The sequence below is a fragment of the Mesorhizobium sp. M3A.F.Ca.ET.175.01.1.1 genome (assembly GCF_004791945.1).
In the GTDB taxonomy this organism is placed as follows: Bacteria; Pseudomonadota; Alphaproteobacteria; order Rhizobiales; family Rhizobiaceae; genus Mesorhizobium.
Window position 1 is genome coordinate 108,735 of sequence record NZ_SRTP01000007.1, and the last position, 16,487, is coordinate 125,221.

Sequence of the window (16,487 nt, forward strand, 5' to 3'; positions counted from 1 at the left end):
ACGAGATAGCTCAAACGACATCGGACATTCATTCACAGTGTTGACGGCTTGCCTGCTCAGGAGCGGGGGAACGAAACCCATGACTTCGAAGCTGAAGATCTGACGCTGATCTCGGACAGCAGAACGCCCCGCAGCCCTTCGTACACATCCGGGATCGGCACGGGGAGCACTTCTCGCCAGTTTCGGCCGGCTTCCAGCGCCGTCGCATAGTCGCTGTACAGGACCGCAAGGGCCTCGAGGTAGCCTTCAGGAGACCCCGCCGGCAGACTGGTCGCAAGTTTCGCGTCCGAGGAGATGTCGGCGTGGCCTCGACGATAGGTAAGGTCGCTTTCGCCGAGCCGGGACATTGTTAGCGTCTCCGGTGCCTCCTGACGCCACTCGAGAGTGGCCTTGGAGCCGACGATCTTGAAACGCAGGCCGTTGCGGTGGCCTGGAGCGGCAAAAGAGGACCACAACACACCGTTGGCGCCGCCCTCGAATTCGAGCTGAACGACATCGGTGTCGTCCAGGCCGAAGGAGTCGACGGTTTGCAGCAAATTGGCGTTGAGTGCGGTGCACCGGAGACCAGAAACAAATTCGAGGATGTTAAAGGCGTGTGTTCCGATGTCCCCCAGCGCGCCCGTCGGTCCCGCCTTTTCGGGGTCGCCTCGCCATATCCCGCCTTTGCCCAGTTTCGAGGGGTCGTTAACCAGCCATTCCAGGAGATACTCCACATGCATGAAGCGAACCTGCCCGATCTCCCCCGCGCGGACGCGAGCGCGAGCATCTCGAACCATCGGATAGCCTGTGTACGTGTATGTCACGGCAAAGAACGTCTCGTTTGCGGCCGCGATCCGTTGGAGCTCGCGCGCCTGCTCCGATGAGTGGACCAGCGGCTTTTCGCAGATGACAGGGATACCCGCCTCGAGAAAGGATTTGCATGGCTCGAAATGAAGATGGTTGGGCGTTACGATGATCGCGACTTCGATGCCGTCATCTCGTGCCGCTTCAGCGGCTGCCATGTCAGTGAAGCTGAGGTAGGTGCGGTCCCGAGCCACCCCAAGCGCCTCGCCGGCTTCAATGCTGGTTTGTCGGTCGGACGAGAACGAGCCTGCGACCAATTCGAACCGATTGGTTAGCCGCATGGCAGTTCTATGCCGGCTTGCAAAAAAGGAACCTCGCCCTCCTCCCACCATGCCCGCGCGAAGGCGACGTCTGCCGGGGATGTCGTCTGTGAGAAGGTTCATGGATACCCTTGCGCGTTCCGGCTCGGCTCTGGGCTGACCGGGAGAACCGGTAGACCGGCACCGAATCCGTTCAATCGGCAGCGGCTGCACCGAGACGATTGAAGGCATCCTTCCACTCCGTGAAAAGAGCGACAAGTTCGCACGTCGCCAATCAGTGACGCACAGTGATGCGATCGGTTACGCAGTTCGATCAATCGAATGAGAGCCGAGCGCTCCTTTGCGATCGCCGCAACGGCATCATGCTGGCTCGACAACACGCCAAACGCGCAGGCATCTCCTGCAGGCAGCAGCGGCGACCGACACGATGAGCTGAGAATCCGTCCTGCCGATCCTGAAGTTCATTCCAAGGCTCGTCGGCAGCATCAAGCGTCGTCGCCTGCCGCGCGCGCTCATGTCATAGGTCGGTTCACGACGACATTGCGGCGTGGGGCGCTTGGGATCTATATCCGATTTGCATTCCCCGAACAGAAAGTCGCCCAGGTTCGTCCTAAGGATTTCTGGATATGCTTACAGAAGAACGCCAGGCCGTCATTCGCTTCAGGTTGGCCGAGCATGGCAGGGTCCTGGCCAAAGCGCTTGCGCTCGAGTTCCGTGTCTCTGAAGACACTGTGCGCCGCGACCTGCGCGATCTTGCCAGAGCCGGACTTTGCCGCAGGGTCTATGGCGGAGCGTTGGTCAGGTCATCGGAGGCCAAAGCCGGGCCTGAGCGGTTGAGGACCTCGACCACGGATCTCGCGCGGCTGGCTGCCGCCGCAGCGAAGCTCGTTCAACCGAACGCGACGATCATGATGGACCACGCAGCCCTCAGCGTTGCTTTCGCCGCCGCTTTACCCCGCCACCTGTCTTTGACGATTGTAACAAATTCCCCAAATGTCGCGGCTGCACTGGAAGGGCATCGTCAAGCCGGCGTCGTTCTTGTGGGCGGCCTGTACGACCACGGCAAAAGATGCTGTCTTGGAGCTGCCGCCCTTTCGCAATTGGAGCAGTTTAACGCCGACGTCTTCCTTGTCAGTGATTGCGCGGTGCATGCTGCGGTCGGATTGACCGCATTCGATCTTGCCGACGCTGAAATCAAACGCGTGATGTGCCGGCGAAGTGCCGCTCGGGTGGTTTTGGCTACCGTCGACAGCATGTCGAGGGTCGCGCCCTTTCAAGTTTCGGGACCTGGAGAGATCGACCATTTGGTCGTAGGGGGCCAGCTAAATGCCGACACCCTCGAATTGTTTAGCGAGCAGGGCACGATGATCCACTGCGCATAGGACGGTCTAATCGAAGCCTCGACGATCGACGACCTAAGAACCTACAACAAGATCCTGCATGAGCGTTTTGAGATCACGAGCGACATCGTAGCTGTTCATCTGATGCTGCCTGTTGCAAAACAGCTCGCAACTCCACCAGCCATCGTAGCCGGTCGATTTCACTGCAGACACCCACTCTCCCAGGTTCAATACGCCCTTGCCCGTTTCGACATCGCGGAGAATAGGCTCGTTGGGAACTCCGCCCGCAAACGGCAGCGAGTCGCAGATGTGTACGCCGTAAATCAAATCCTTGTCCAATCGCGAGATTTGTTCGGGTCCATCGCCTGAGGTGTAACAGTGCCAGAAGTCGACAACGAGACGTATGTTGTCGCGGGCTGCTTTCCTGATCGTACGAAGCTGCCTGTCAAGCGTGTTGAGCGGCGTCCAGGACAGCGCTTCATGGTAGATGACCAGGTTGCGCTGGGCGGCGATGTCGGCGACCGCGGCCAATCCAGACGCCGTGATGTCGATCTGCTCTTCTATGGGCAGGCCGACAACGCCTCGGTAGAGATCGGGTCGCCGAGTAACGCTGCTGGGATCGAGAGCCTCGAGACTGATAGGACCCGTAATGACCTGAATGCCCTTTGATCCGACCGCCGAGGCAAGATTCGTCAACTCTTCGGCGTCCTTCAGCAAGTCCCTTCGGGCGTCGCCGTAGCGTTCCACATCGAGAAGAAATCCAACGCCGGGAATGAAGGTCTCACCGATTAAGTGACGCAGGTCCTGCGGGCTGAAACCAGCGTCCAGGAAAGCCCGAATCTTTGCGCCGGAGGCTTCCAGCCCGTCGAAACCGATCTCATGTGCGATATCGAGGTCAAGCGCAAGCGTGCCATATCGCGCCACGAGTGCATGCAGGACAATCTGATTGCTCTTCGACATGAGGTCCACCTTTGCAAAGTGGTTGACACTACCAGCAAGCAAGCCATACGCCATGTTGAGGCGGAATTGCGCGATAGTGCGAATTCTTGCGCGATTTGCAGCACTTATCGCGCTACATCGCGTCGAAAATCTTCTGGAAACCGGATGCGTCTTTGCGCTTGACTAGAGCCCGCCTCGGCATATTTCGCCCATCGGCGGCCGGAAATGGACAACCTCTACTGTCGCAACTCTTCTCGGATAGCGCGCCACATTGCTTCGAATAATCCTACCCTGCGAACTTGTCGCGGGCGATCCACAGCTGCTTACTAAGAGCATGGACGAGGGCATATCTCGCAACCGCCTCGTCAGCCAAAAGACAAGAGGGTCGAACAATGAAACTGACCGGTGGGCAGATCGTCGCAAGAGCGCTCAAGGAATATGGCGTCGAATATGTGGCTGGCGTACCTGGACATGGCATCTGGGCCCTGTTCGATGCTTTTCTCGAGGAAGGCTCGCAGCTGCCCTTTATCCAGGTCATGCATGAACAGAGCGCTGTCCACATGGCGGACGGCTATTTCCGCGCCAGCGGCAAGCCCATGGCATGTTCGACGTCGGTCGGACCCGGCGCTACCAACACGATCATTGGTCTTGCGACAGCCTACTGTGACTCAACTTCACTGTTCTATGTGTCGGGCTCGCCGCAGACCTACATGCATGGCCATGGCACCATGCAGGAGATCGAGCGCCAGCAGGACAACGCCTTTGCGCGCATCACCGAGCAGGTGACCAAACGCGCCTGGCAGGCGCAATCCGTGCAGGTTCTGCCGACCATCATGCATCGCGCCTTCAACGAGATGCTTACCGGCCGTCCAGGCCCCGTGCATGTCGAGGTGCCGATGGACGTGCAGGTCGAAGCGGCGGACGTCAGCATTCATCCGCTGGACAAGCGCCTGCCGATCGGTGTGACCTACCCGGATCCGAGCGCGATCGAGGCGGCGGTAAAGCTTCTGTTGAACGCCGAACGGCCGGTCATCGTCGCCGGCGGCGGCGCCATCACAGCCAACGCTTCAAACGAATTGACCCGTATGGCCGAGCGGCTCGGCGCGGCAGTTTCGATCACCTGGAACGGCAAGGGCGCCATCTCGGAAGATCATGAGCTCTTCATCGGCGCGGTCGGCCAGACCGGCACGACATGTGGCAACAAGATCACCGCATCCGCTGACGTCGTGATCTCTGTCGGCTGCCGCTTCACAGATTGGTCGGCGTCCTCCTACGCCAAGGGCGTCTCGTTCTCGATCCCCCCGGGCAAGCTGATCCACATCGATCTTGACCCGCGCGAGATCGGCAAAACCTATCCGACCGAGGTCGGCATCGTTTCCGACGCAAAGGTGGCGTTGGAGGCAATCCTGGCGTTGATCTCGGAGGCGGATGCCAAGAAGGCCCTGGCCAAACGCGAAACGTTTCTGGCCGACGTCCAGAAGGCGAAGGCCGACTGGATCGCCCAGGTGTCGCCGCGCGAAAACAGCCGCGAAACGCCCTTCACATCGCAGCGTCCGCTGGTCGCTTTGCGCAAGGTCCTCGACCGCAATGGTATCGTGGTTGTGGGTTCGGGCAACACCCAGGGTTCGGTGAAGCAAAGCTTCCCGGTCTACGAGCCTCGCACCCATCTGACTTCCGGCTCCTATTCGCCGATGGGCTGGGCGGTCCCGGCAGCGTTGGGCGCCAAGCTCGCATGCCCGGATCGTCAGGTCGTGGCGATCGTCGGCGACGGCGACTTCATGATGTCGCTGCCCGAAATGGGCACTGCCGTTATGAACGGCATCAATGTGGTGTTCCTCGTGTTGAACAACTCCGGCTACATGTCGATCCGTGGTGGCCAGCGCAAGTTCATGGGACGCCACATCGCTTCTGAATTTACCCATCACTCCGGCAACGGCCAGCCTTACTCTGCCGATATCACGGCTTCCGCCCGCGCCTTCGGGCTCGAGGCCTGGAAAGTCGAGAAGGATGAAGACCTTGAAAGCAGCTTGAAGGCAGCCTTGGAATGCGGCGGCCCGGCTCTTGTCGAGGTCATTGTCTCACGCGACGCGGCGGGACCGTTCGCGACCGGCTGGTGGGATTTCCCGTCGCCTGCTTACTACGAAAAAGAACAAGCCGGATACGCCGAGATGCGCGCACGCGAGCAGCATCTCTAGCAAGCAGGAGGGCGGCGAGCGCCCTCCCACATCGCCAACCATCACGTTCGGTAGTGCGGCGCGCACGCGCGTACGCAAAGCAAGAGATATTGCCATGATACGCACCTTCAAGCCCGCCAAAGGCAATGTCGCTGACGATGGTCAGCCGGCCGTCACCGCGACGGTTCAGGCCTTGCTGGCCCAGATTGAGAAGGGCGGCGACAAGGCCGTGCGCGAATTGTCCGTTCGCTTCGACAAGTTCGACAGGGATGACTATCGCCTGACCAAGGCCGAGATCGACGGATGCATCAACGCGTTGACCAAGCGCGAACGCGAGGATCTCGATTTCGCGCAGGACCAGGTGCGCAGGTTCGCCGAAGCCCAGCGCGAGACCATGCTAGATCTGGAGATCGAAACGCTGCCGGGAGTTGTCCTGGGCCACAAGAACGTACCGATCCAGAATGTCGGATGCTACGTGCCGGGCGGGAAGTATCCGCTGCTTGCATCCGCCCATATGACCGTCTTGACCGCCCGAGTGGCTGGCTGCGAGCGCGTCATCACCTGCGCCCCGCCGTTTCAGGGCAAGATCGCCGAGAAGATTGTCGCCGCCCAGGCGCTCGCAGGTGCCGACGAGATCTACTGTCTCGGCGGCGTCCAGGCGATCGCCGCCATGGCCTACGGCACGGAGACGATCGCTCCCGTCGATATCCTGGCCGGCCCCGGCAATGCCTATGTCGCAGAAGCCAAACGGCTGCTGTTCGGCAAGGTCGGCATCGACCTTTTCGCCGGCCCGACCGAGACCCTTGTAATTGCCGACGACAGCGTGGACGGCGAGATCGTGGCGACCGACCTGCTTGGCCAGGCCGAGCATGGCGTAAGTTCTCCCGCTTTGCTGATCACCAATTCCGAGAAGCTAGCCCGCGACACGCTGGATGAAATCGAGCGGCTGCTCAAAATCCTGCCGACTGCGGCTGTCGCGGCCAAAGCGTGGGAGGATTTCGGCGAGATCATCCTGTGCGATACGGTCGACGAGATGGTGGCCGAGGCCGATCGCATCGCCTCCGAGCATGTCCAGGTCATGACACGTGATCCGGACTACTTCCTTGAGAAGATGAAGAACTATGGCGCGCTGTTTCTCGGTGCCCGCACGAATGTGTCGTTTGGCGACAAGGTCATCGGCACCAACCATACGCTACCGACCAACAAGGCCGCGCGTTACACGGGCGGGCTCTGGGTCGGCAAGTTCCTCAAGACCTGCACCTATCAGCGCATTCTGACCGACGAGGCCTCGGCCCTGATCGGAGAGTACGGCTCGCGTCTCTGCCTGATGGAAGGGTTCGCCGGGCACGCCGAACAAGCCAACATTCGGGTCCGCCGCTACGGCAGAAAGAACGTCGGCTATGCCATGCCGGCTGATCCAAGCTGACTCCAACCCGCCCGATAACAGCGAAATGCGACCGGGCATTTCAACCTCAACAGGGGAATGACGATGACCAAACTCAAAAGAATTCTGCTCGCCGCCGCGCTGGGACTGCCCTTCGCGGGCCAGGCAATGGCACAAACCAAAATCGAAGGCCTGCATGTCTGGACGTCGGCGAGTGAAGTCGGTGCCCTGAAAGTGATTACCGACAAGCTCAAGACCATGGGCTTCGAGTGGCAGGATAGCGCGGTTGGCGGTGCCAATGGCGCCAATGCCCAGCAGGCACTTCGCACCCGCGTTGCCGCCGGCAATCCGCCTGCCGTCATGCAGTTCCTCGGCTTCGAGGGACTGGGCTGGGCCAAGGAAGGCGTGCTTCGTTCATTGAATGACCTCTACGCCAAGAACGGCTGGAAAGACGCCCTCCCGCCGGTCATGCTGCAATTCCTGCAGCAGGATGACACCTTTTTCTCGACCCCGATCAACATGCATCGCCAGAACTGGGTTTGGGCGAACAAGGCTGTCTTCGACAAGGCCGGGATCACCATTCCCACAAGCTGGGACGAGCTGATTGCCAGTGCCGAAAAGCTGAAGGCGATTGGTGTCACGCCGATCGCGATGAGCGATGAGAGCTGGCAGATCGAAGAGCTGTTCGAGTCCATGCTCATCGACGTGAACGGCCCGGATTTCTACAAGAAAGCTGCCATCGATCTCGATGAAACGGCGCTGTCCAGCCCTGAGATGATCAAGACGTTTGAACTTCTGGGCAAGGTGCGTGGATTGCATGACGCCGGTTTCACCGGCCGTGACTGGGCGGCTGCGACCAATCTGGTCGCCAACGGCCAGGCCGGCATGCAGATCATGGGCGATTGGGCGAAGGGTGAATTCCTTGCCAAGGGGATGAAGCCGGGCGTCGATTTCCTCTGCTTTCCGACGCCGACCGCCACGCCGAACTACAAGTTCGTGTTCGATACATTCGGCGGCTTCAAGATCAAAAATGCCGATATCGAAAAAGGGCAGGACGCGGTTGCGGAAGCGATCATGGACCCCGAGGTTCAGAAGAAGTTCAATCTGATCAAAGGCTCGATCCCGGCTCGTCTCGATGTGCCTATGGACGACTTTGACGACTGCGCCAAGCGTAGCTTTTCGGATCGCGTCGCTGCCATCAAGAACAACGCAATCTACGGATCGCTCACCGACGGCTTTGCTGTCGAGCCGCGCTTCTCGGGCGTGTTCCAGGACGTCGTCGGCAAGTTTTTCGTCACCGATATGAGTGCGGAAGACGCGGTCAAATCCTTGGTCGACGGGATCAACAACGCACGCTGAGGCGTGCGTTCGCTGCCGGGGCAATGCCTCCCATGAGGTCCCGGCAGCGCCTTGCTAGCAGCTCCATTGACCCAATCCGAGGGCAAGCCGATGAGCAGATCCATCCCTTTATCGAACCGTATCGAGAATTGGCTGCCACGGCTGGTGCTGGCGCCCAGCCTCTTGGTTGTCCTGGTTGCGGTCTACTTGTTCATCTGCTGGACGGGTTGGATCTCGCTCTCATCTTCCATGATCGTGCCGAAATACGATTTCGTCGGCCTCAATCAGTATGTCCGCCTGTGGTCGACGCCGCGCTGGCACACGGCCGTGTTCAATCTCTTCGTCTTTTCAACACTCTTCCTGGCTCTGACCACGGGGCTCGGACTGCTGATGGCAATCCTTCTCGATCAGAAGATCCGGGTGGAAGGCACATTGCGGGCGATTTTTCTTTACCCGATGGCGCTGTCCTTCATCGTCACCGGCACCGCCTGGAAATGGATTCTCAATCCCGCCCTGGGCGTGCAGAAAGTGGTCAATGACCTTGGCTGGACCAGCTTTGTGTTTGACTGGATCGCACAGCCGACTTTCGCGATCTATTGCGTGGTGATTGCCGCAGTATGGCAATCGACCGGCTTCGCCATGGCGATCTTCCTGGCCGGACTGCGCGGCATCGACAATTCGGTCATCAAGGCCGCCCAGATCGAAGGTGCAAGCCTGCCGCTGATCTATCGGACAATCGTCGTGCCGATGCTGCGCCCGGCCTTCCTGAGCGTGATCGTTCTGCTCAGCTACATTGCGATCAAGAGCTTCGATCTCATTCTGGCGCTAACCAACACCGGCCCCGGCTCCGCCACCGAGATGCCTTCCACCTTCATGTACTCCGCCACCTTCCGGCGTGACCAGATGGGCGTTGGCGCAGCCAGCGCGATCATGATGCTGATGACCGTCGCCGCGATCATCGTTCCGTATCTCTATTCAGAGCTGAAGGGGTCCCGCGATGGCCAGTAATGCCGCGTCCTTGGCTAGCAATTCCACGCCCTTGGCCACGAAAGCCGCGTCCTTCCGTCGGCAGCATCGGATCGGTCGCGCCGTCATCTACGGCAGTCTGTTTTTCATGGCTGCGTTCTACCTGATGCCGCTATGGGTGATGATCACCACTTCGGTGAAACACCTTGATGAGATCTATGCCGGCTCCTTCATCGGCCTGCCGCAGCAAATCAGCTTCGACGCCTGGCGCACCGCCTGGTCGGAGGCTTGCAACGGAACGGCCTGCAAAGGGCTGAAACCCTATTTCATCAACTCGCTGCTGTTGACGATCCCGGCAGTGATCATGTCGACCGGCATCGGTGCGATCAACGGTTATGTCATCACCAAATGGCGGTTTCCTGGCTCCAACGTGATTTTCGGGCTGCTGTTGTTCGGTTGCTTCCTGCCTTTTCAGGCAGTGATTCTTCCCATGGCGCAAACGTTGGGGATCCTTGGTCTGGCAGGGTCTCTTCCGGGGCTCGTGCTGGTCCATACAGTCTACGGGATTGCGTTCACCACGCTGTTTTTCCGCAATTATTTCGTCAGCATTCCCGATGAACTCGTAAGAGCAGCGAAGATCGACGGTGCGGGGTTCATCAGGATCTTCGTATCGATCATGCTGCCGGCGGCGCTGCCGATCATCGTCGTGTCCTGTATCTGGCAGTTCACCCAGATCTGGAACGACTACCTGTTTGGGGCGTCATTCACCGCCGGCGAAAATGCACCCATCACCGTAGCGCTCAACAACATCGTCAACGTCTCGATGGGTCGCAAGGAATACAACGTCGACATGGCTGCCGCCATGATCGCCGCGCTTCCGACCCTCTTTGTCTACGTCGTCGCTGGACGATATTTCGTGCGCGGCCTTACCGCCGGCGCCGTGAAAGGCTGATGCTATGTCAACTCTCGAAATCGATCGTGCCCGTAAGCTCTATGGTGAACTCGAAGTCCTGAAGGAAGTCAGCATCTCCATCGGCACCGGTGACTTCCTCGTACTGCTGGGCCCATCGGGCTGCGGCAAGTCAACGCTGCTCAACATGATCGCGGGATTGGAAGAGATATCGGGCGGCGAGATCCGTATTGCTGGCAAGGTGGTCAACGATCTTTCCCCGAAAGACCGGGATATCGCGATGGTATTCCAGTCCTACGCGCTCTATCCCACGATGACCGTGCGCCAGAACATCGAGTTCGGCATGAAGATACGCAGAGTGTCGCAGGCCGAGCGCGACAAAGCCGTGAAGACCGCGGCCGATCTGCTCCAGATGACGCATCTTCTGGACAGGAAGCCCTCGCAGCTTTCCGGCGGCCAGCGCCAGCGCGTAGCGATGGGGCGCGCGATTGTGCGTCAACCGAAGCTGTTTTTGTTCGACGAACCTTTGTCCAACCTGGACGCCAAGTTGCGTGTCGACATGCGCACCGAGATCAAGCGCCTCCACGCACGACTGGGAACCACCATCGTATATGTCACCCACGACCAGATCGAGGCCATGACGCTCGCCACGCGCGTCGCAGTGATGAAGGATGGCGTGGTCCAGCACCTTGACGATCCGCAGTCGGTCTACGACCGGCCGGCGAACGTATATGTGGCCAAGTTCGTCGGGTCGCCATCGATGAACATCATTCCGGCGCGCCTTCAGGTGGAAGACGGCAGGCCCGTTGCGGTGATCGACATCCCGGGCGCGGCGACAGCCCGCCTCTCGGGCATTTCTTTATCTTCACAGGCGGCAGCCAAATACGCTGGGCGCAGTATTCTGGTGGGCATTCGTCCGGAGTTGTTCAGCGTCGCCGGCGAGCAAGCCTCGCAAGCGCTCACGGTAAACATCGATGTTGTCGAGCCCACGGGCCCCGATACGCTCGCCCTGTTCCAGGCAGGCGGGGTCGAGGTCACGGCCCGGGTGCCGCCAAGGGCCGTGGCAGCCCGCACTTCGGCGACCCTCGCGGTCGATACTGGCAAGATCGTGCTGTTCGATGCCGACAATGAGCAACGCATAGACTGAGGCATCGACGTGGATCAAACAGCTGATATCGTCATTATCGGGTCGGGCATAGGAGGCGCTTCCCTGGCCTACAGCTTGGCCGGCACCGGCAGGCGCATTGTGATTCTGGAACGTGGCGAGCACCTGCGCGACGCGCCCCAGGCGCGCGACGACCGGGCTATATTCCTCGAGGGCTTCTACCGTTCGACCGAAGAGTGGCTCGGCGACGATGGGCAGGCTTTCCTGCCTGGCAATTACTACTATGTCGGAGGCAATTCCAAATTCTTCGGCGCGGTCATGTACCGCTACAGGCTCGAGGATTTCTCGCCCCGGCCCCACATGGACGGCGCCTCACCTGGATGGCCGATCACCTACGAGGAGCTTGAGCCCTGGTATGAGCGAGCCGAGGCGATTTTCAAGGTGCGGGGTGACCCCTCGCAGGATCCCACCGAGCCGCCGCGCATCAGTCCTTACCGTTTTCCGCCGGTACCCGACGAGCCGGCCATAGCGGCCGTGCGCGCTCGCCTCAAGGAGGCGGGGATCCACCCATCCAGCCTTCCCCTGGCTATCGACATCAATGAGTGGCTTCGCCGCGCTAAGACCGGTTGGGATGCGTTTCCCAATACGGGTTTCGGCAAGATCGACGCCGAGGTTGGACCACTGACAGCCGCTTTGGATAGCAGCAACGTCAACCTCGTGACCGGGGCCAATGTCGTGCGGCTGGAAACCGATCCGACGGGTCGCAAGGTGACTGCGGCAGTTTTTTTGAAGGATGGTGTTGAGCGCCGGATTAGCGCTGGCATCTTCGCCGTTGCGGCCGGCGCGGTCCAGAGCGCGGCACTCTTGCTGCGCTCGGCGAATGCTGCGCATCCGCGTGGGCTGGCCAACGGCTCCGACCAACTCGGCCGCAACTTCATGAACCACAACACCACCGCAATGCTGGCGATCGACCCGCGGTCGGCCAATACGTCGGTTTACCAGAAGACCCTAGCATTCAACGATTTCTACAATGCCGATCCGGAGACCGGCTTCCCGCTTGGCAACGTACAATTGCTTGGTCATATCACAGGCAACATCCTCAAGGCGAACGCGCCCTTGCTGCCACGCTGGCTGGCGGGGCTCATAGCCCGCAATTGCTATGGCTGGTTCTTGACGAGCGAGGACCTGCCCAACCCAGAGAGCCGGGTCACAGTTCAGAATGACCGCATCGTCATGCATTGGGTCCGCAGCAACATGCGAGCGCACGAGCTGCTGATCCGCAGGACACGAGGCGTGATGCGAAGGGCGGGCTTCCCCATCGTTCTTACTCGAACCTTCGGCAGAAAGACGACCTCACACCAGTGCGGCACTGCCCGACTTGGAAACAGTCCGGAGACATCGGTTGTGTCGCCTGAGTGCCGCTCTCACGAAATCGAAAACCTCTATGTCACGGACGCCTCGATACTTCCCACTTCGGCGGCTGTTAACCCGGCACTGACCATCGCAGCGCTCGCCATAAAGGCTGGCGCGTCCATCAGCCGGTCGTGAGGGGGCAATCTCACGGTCTTGTCGGACACTCGGGTCTGCTTTCGTGACGGGTTTTGTCTGAAGGAACTTTGCAATCATGTTTGCCGACCGCGTCGAATCGGATCTGATCGGTCCGCTGGATATCCCGGGCCACGTGCTCTACGGCGTGCACACCCGCCGGGCAGAGCAGAACTTCGATGTCTCGGGACTGCGGCTCAAGGATTTCCCCGAGCTCGTCCAGTCGATGGCGATGGTGAAAAAGGCCTCTTGTCTTGCAAACAGGGAGCTCGGACTCCTTTCCCCCGAAAAGGCTGAAGCCATCTCCAGTGCCTGCGACGAGATCATCGAGCTGAGGGGGATCGAAGAGAACTTCCCCGTCGACATGATGCAGGGAGGTGCCGGTACCTCGACAAACATGAATGTCAACGAGGTTGTGGCGAACCTGGCCCTGATCAAGCTCAGCGCCAAAGTTGGCGACTACGCAAAGCTGCACCCCAATGACGACGTCAACCTCTCCCAGTCGACAAACGATGTGTATCCGACCGCGATTCGTCTGACGGTGTTGCGGGCCTGCGAAGGGCTTGTTTCGTCGCAAACCAGCTTGCGCGATGCCTTTCGTGCCAAGGCGCTGCAGCACGCAGATGCGCTCAAGGTTGGTCGAACCCAGCTCCAAGATGCGGTGCCGATGACAGTGGGGCAAGAGTTCGGAGCCTTTGCCGAGCTCATCGACGAAGATATCGTCCAGCTTCAGTCGGCTTCGAGGTTGCTGCTTGAAATCAACCTCGGGGGCTCGGCGATCGGCACCTCCATCAATGTGCCCCGTGAGTTCCCCAGGGTTGTTTGCGGTCATCTCTCGCAGATATCGGGCATCCAGCTCGTTGCTGCCCGAAACTTTATCGAGGCAACTTCGGATACCGGCGGCTTCGTTTCCTTTTCGGGAATGCTGAAGCGCATCGCGGTCAAACTGACCAAGATCTGCAACGATTTGCGACTGCTTAGCAGCGGGCCGCTTGGCGGACTGGGCGAAATTCGATTGCCCCCCGTGCAGGCTGGCTCTTCGATCATGCCGGGCAAGATCAACCCGGTGATACCCGAGATGGTGAACCAACTCAGCTTCCAGGTCATCGGCAATGATCTTGCCGTGACCCTCGCCGCAAGCGCCGGGCAGCTCCAGTTGAATGCAATGGAGCCGGTGATCGTTTTGAACATCCTGCAATCCATGCGGCTGTTGACGAGAGGAATGCGGATCTTCAAAGAGCGCTGCGTGGACGGGATCGAAGTCGACGAGGATCGCTGCAAAGCCTTGTTGGACCAATCCCTTGCCTTGGCCACGCCGTTGGCGAAGCTCATCGGCTACAGCAAGGCTGCGGAACTGTCGAAGCGCGCTTTGGCAGGCAAGAGAAATTTGCGCCAGATCGTTGAAGAGGAGGGTGTTCTGCTCCCTGAACAGATCGAGCAAATCTTCGGCAACAGTGCCGAGTTCGCGGGTCTCTCGAACGCCGTCTCGGCTTGAAGCGCTGACCGGCCCCGCTGCGGTAACCGATAGAAGGCATAGGCCTGCGCCAGCACCTCGGGTGGCGGTCAGACGATCGTCGACCCTCTCGCTGTCTGTGTTGCCCGATGTTTCGGTGAGTGATATCGTTGTTTGGCAGGTGTAAGATACGAGTCGCTTCACCCGACTGTCGATTCGTATGCCCTGGGCACGGCGGGTAGCGGGAATGCTCACTGAACATCTCTGATTGAGCGCTTGCTGGCGGAGGCTCTGGCCAGTTTAGTTTGCTGGCGTCTGCCCATACGCCTCATACGGAGTTGGCTAGTTGACGGAACCATCGCAAAATCTGACCGAGAAAGTCCGTTTCGACGCGGTCGACCGGACTATGGCGATACTGCGCGTCCTGGAAAAGGCGGAAGGGCCACTGTCTTTATCGGCGATCGCAAGGGAGGTTGACCTCGGTAAACCAACGACGTTGCGATACCTGGCAAGCCTGGTCGGCCATGGGGTCATCGAGCGTGTGGACGGGAACGGCTACACGTTGGGTATCGACCTGTTCATGCTGGGACAGAAAGCCTTGCACCGTCGTGACATTCGCGCCGTGGCTCGCCCTTATTTGCAGAAATTATATGAGCATTTCAATGAAACCATCAACTTGGCGCTGCTTGTCCGCCAGGAAGTCGTCGTCGTGGACAGCATTGAGACAACGCAAATGCTTAGGCAGGGCGGGGCGGTTGGTTCCGTAAATCCCTGGCATGCATCATCGCTGTCCAAAAGCATATTGGCGTGGCTCGATCGCGACGAGGCCAACCGAATGCTGCAGCGATGCAGTTTTGACCGTTACACCCCGCGGACATTGACCAGCGCAGCCAAGGTTTTGGCCGAGTTGCCGGAGATCGTCGAACTGGGTTACGCTGTGGACAATGAGGAGGCAACCACGGGAAGCAGGTGTGTCGGGGCAGCGATATTCGATGCCTCCGGTCGCCCGATAGGAGCAATCAGCATCTCCGGTCCGACGACCCGCATTGTTGACGATGCGATTTCTTCCGTTGGGACTCATCTGCTCGAGGTTACTGGGCAACTGTCGCGAGCAATTGGGTTCGCCGGCAAAAGAGATGCCGGCTCTCGCACTTAAGGGTCGGACGCGATCGCGAGTGGAGTTGCGGACTTTGGCGAAGCGGGATCGTCTACCTCGACATAGGCCGTGGGACGACGACCCCGCCAGCAAAGTGGCTACCGCAGTCCGGCGACCCTGAGAGCATCCTCGATAGCCGCTTTGTCAGCTTGGCCAATCCGGTCCAGCGGACGGATGGGCGTCCCAACATCCCGACCAAGCAGGCAGATCGCATATTTTATGCGTGTGGGAAAATTGGTTGCCTGACTGACTTCTCGGCAGATCGGGCCAATGGCTTTGGTCAACTGCATAGCTTCTGCGATATTGCCATCTTTGAAAGCCTGATAGATTTCGACATTCTGCTTCGGCAATACGGCATGAATGCCACAGATCGAAGCCTCCGCACCCATCACATAGCCAGCAAGTGTGATCGGATCATAACCGGCGGCTACTGTCACATGATCGCCAACAGTCTGCACAAGCTCCCCTATGTTCTGGAACACACACTTTATAGCAATTACTTCAGGCACCCGAGCGATCCTCTTCAACAGATCGACGGAGTAATTGAAATGGTCGTAAAAAACTATTGGCAACCCAGATGCGGCGGCCACATCCGTGATAAAGGCGAGCGCCGACTCGTCGGTGATGCCATTGTATGTCGGTGGGCAAAGCAGCAACCCGGCGGCCCCCGCCAGTTGCGCAAGCTTAGCCCGGTTAATGGCGTCCTTGGTCGTGTCTGGGATGATGCCGGCGATAACGCGCAGGTTGCTCTTGCTCGTCGCAGTTCGAATCAAAGACGCTAGTTCTTCAGCGCTCAGCTCGTTGCCGGATCCAGTACTTCCGCCAATGATGATCACCTTGATGCCGGATGCCTCCATGAACGAAAGTTCACGCTCAAAGCAATTGAGATCGATTGTCTCATCGCGGCTAAACGGCGTTACGATCGGTGTAATGACGCCTCGAACTTCTTCGCGCCTTAGTGCTTCAACCATTTTGCAGTTCCTGCTGAGAGGGATTGTTGTGAAACCGGTGGGATGTCGTGCCCCAGTGTCGATGATGCGCTCGGAGGTCGATGCATCAAGTGTTTCATTGAGC

Annotated in this window: 13 protein-coding genes; 10 read left to right on the top strand and 3 right to left on the bottom strand. The window is 59.3% G+C overall.

All coding sequences use genetic code 11. From position 1 onward, the window contains the following. Positions 1 to 56: 56 nt before the first annotated feature. Positions 57 to 1,334, bottom strand: a complete 1,278-nt coding sequence (locus tag EN818_RS17920) for a Gfo/Idh/MocA family oxidoreductase (protein WP_348628207.1) — start codon at positions 1,332 to 1,334, stop codon at positions 57 to 59. 395 nt (positions 1,335 to 1,729) lie between these two features. Here EN818_RS17920 and EN818_RS17925 point away from each other — a divergent pair, with 395 nt between their 5' ends. Then, positions 1,730 to 2,485 (top strand): DeoR/GlpR family DNA-binding transcription regulator, encoded by a 756-nt coding sequence (locus EN818_RS17925; protein WP_127404795.1) that lies wholly within the window; start codon positions 1,730 to 1,732, stop codon positions 2,483 to 2,485. A gap of 33 nt (positions 2,486 to 2,518) precedes the next feature. Here EN818_RS17925 and EN818_RS17930 read toward each other — a convergent pair whose 3' ends face one another. Beyond that, positions 2,519 to 3,403, bottom strand: a complete 885-nt coding sequence (locus EN818_RS17930) for a sugar phosphate isomerase/epimerase family protein (protein ID WP_127404796.1) — start codon at positions 3,401 to 3,403, stop codon at positions 2,519 to 2,521. Between the two features lie 371 nt (positions 3,404 to 3,774). On the opposite strand from EN818_RS17930, the gene EN818_RS17935 reads away from it, so the two are divergent. The 9 genes from EN818_RS17935 to EN818_RS17975 all read left to right on the top strand — a co-directional run bounded on the left by EN818_RS17935 (position 3,775) and on the right by EN818_RS17975 (position 15,413). Continuing rightward, the gene (locus EN818_RS17935) at positions 3,775 to 5,577 is read left to right on the top strand and encodes a thiamine pyrophosphate-binding protein (RefSeq protein WP_135904921.1); all 1,803 of its coding nucleotides are present in this window, start codon (positions 3,775 to 3,777) and stop codon (positions 5,575 to 5,577) included. A gap of 94 nt (positions 5,578 to 5,671) precedes the next feature. Beyond that, positions 5,672 to 6,982, top strand: a complete 1,311-nt coding sequence (hisD, locus tag EN818_RS17940) for a histidinol dehydrogenase (RefSeq protein WP_135904919.1) — start codon at positions 5,672 to 5,674, stop codon at positions 6,980 to 6,982. A 63-nt stretch (positions 6,983 to 7,045) separates the two neighbouring features. Then, positions 7,046 to 8,299, top strand: a complete 1,254-nt coding sequence (locus tag EN818_RS17945) for an ABC transporter substrate-binding protein (protein WP_189523803.1) — start codon at positions 7,046 to 7,048, stop codon at positions 8,297 to 8,299. Positions 8,300 to 8,389: 90 nt separating this feature from the next. Continuing rightward, entirely contained in the window at positions 8,390 to 9,286 is an 897-nt protein-coding gene (locus EN818_RS17950; RefSeq protein ID WP_127404800.1) for a sugar ABC transporter permease, read from the top strand. Next, complete coding sequence (locus EN818_RS17955) at positions 9,276 to 10,196, top strand: carbohydrate ABC transporter permease (protein ID WP_245482196.1); 921 nt, start codon at positions 9,276 to 9,278, stop codon at positions 10,194 to 10,196. Before EN818_RS17950 ends, EN818_RS17955 begins: the two co-directional genes overlap by 11 nt. 4 nt (positions 10,197 to 10,200) lie before the next feature. Beyond that, positions 10,201 to 11,301, top strand: a complete 1,101-nt coding sequence (ugpC, locus tag EN818_RS17960) for a sn-glycerol-3-phosphate ABC transporter ATP-binding protein UgpC (RefSeq protein ID WP_127404801.1) — start codon at positions 10,201 to 10,203, stop codon at positions 11,299 to 11,301. A gap of 9 nt (positions 11,302 to 11,310) precedes the next feature. Beyond that, complete coding sequence (locus tag EN818_RS17965) at positions 11,311 to 12,807, top strand: GMC family oxidoreductase (RefSeq protein ID WP_127404802.1); 1,497 nt, start codon at positions 11,311 to 11,313, stop codon at positions 12,805 to 12,807. Between the two features lie 76 nt (positions 12,808 to 12,883). Further along, entirely contained in the window at positions 12,884 to 14,299 is a 1,416-nt protein-coding gene (locus EN818_RS17970) for an aspartate ammonia-lyase (RefSeq protein WP_127404803.1), read from the top strand. A gap of 304 nt (positions 14,300 to 14,603) precedes the next feature. Further along, positions 14,604 to 15,413, top strand: a complete 810-nt coding sequence (locus EN818_RS17975) for an IclR family transcriptional regulator (protein WP_245482197.1) — start codon at positions 14,604 to 14,606, stop codon at positions 15,411 to 15,413. A 98-nt stretch (positions 15,414 to 15,511) separates the two neighbouring features. Here the strand turns inward: EN818_RS17975 and EN818_RS17980 are convergent, their stop codons facing one another. Then, positions 15,512 to 16,384 (bottom strand): dihydrodipicolinate synthase family protein, encoded by an 873-nt coding sequence (locus EN818_RS17980; protein ID WP_135904914.1) that lies wholly within the window; start codon positions 16,382 to 16,384, stop codon positions 15,512 to 15,514. Positions 16,385 to 16,487 lie beyond the last annotated feature (103 nt).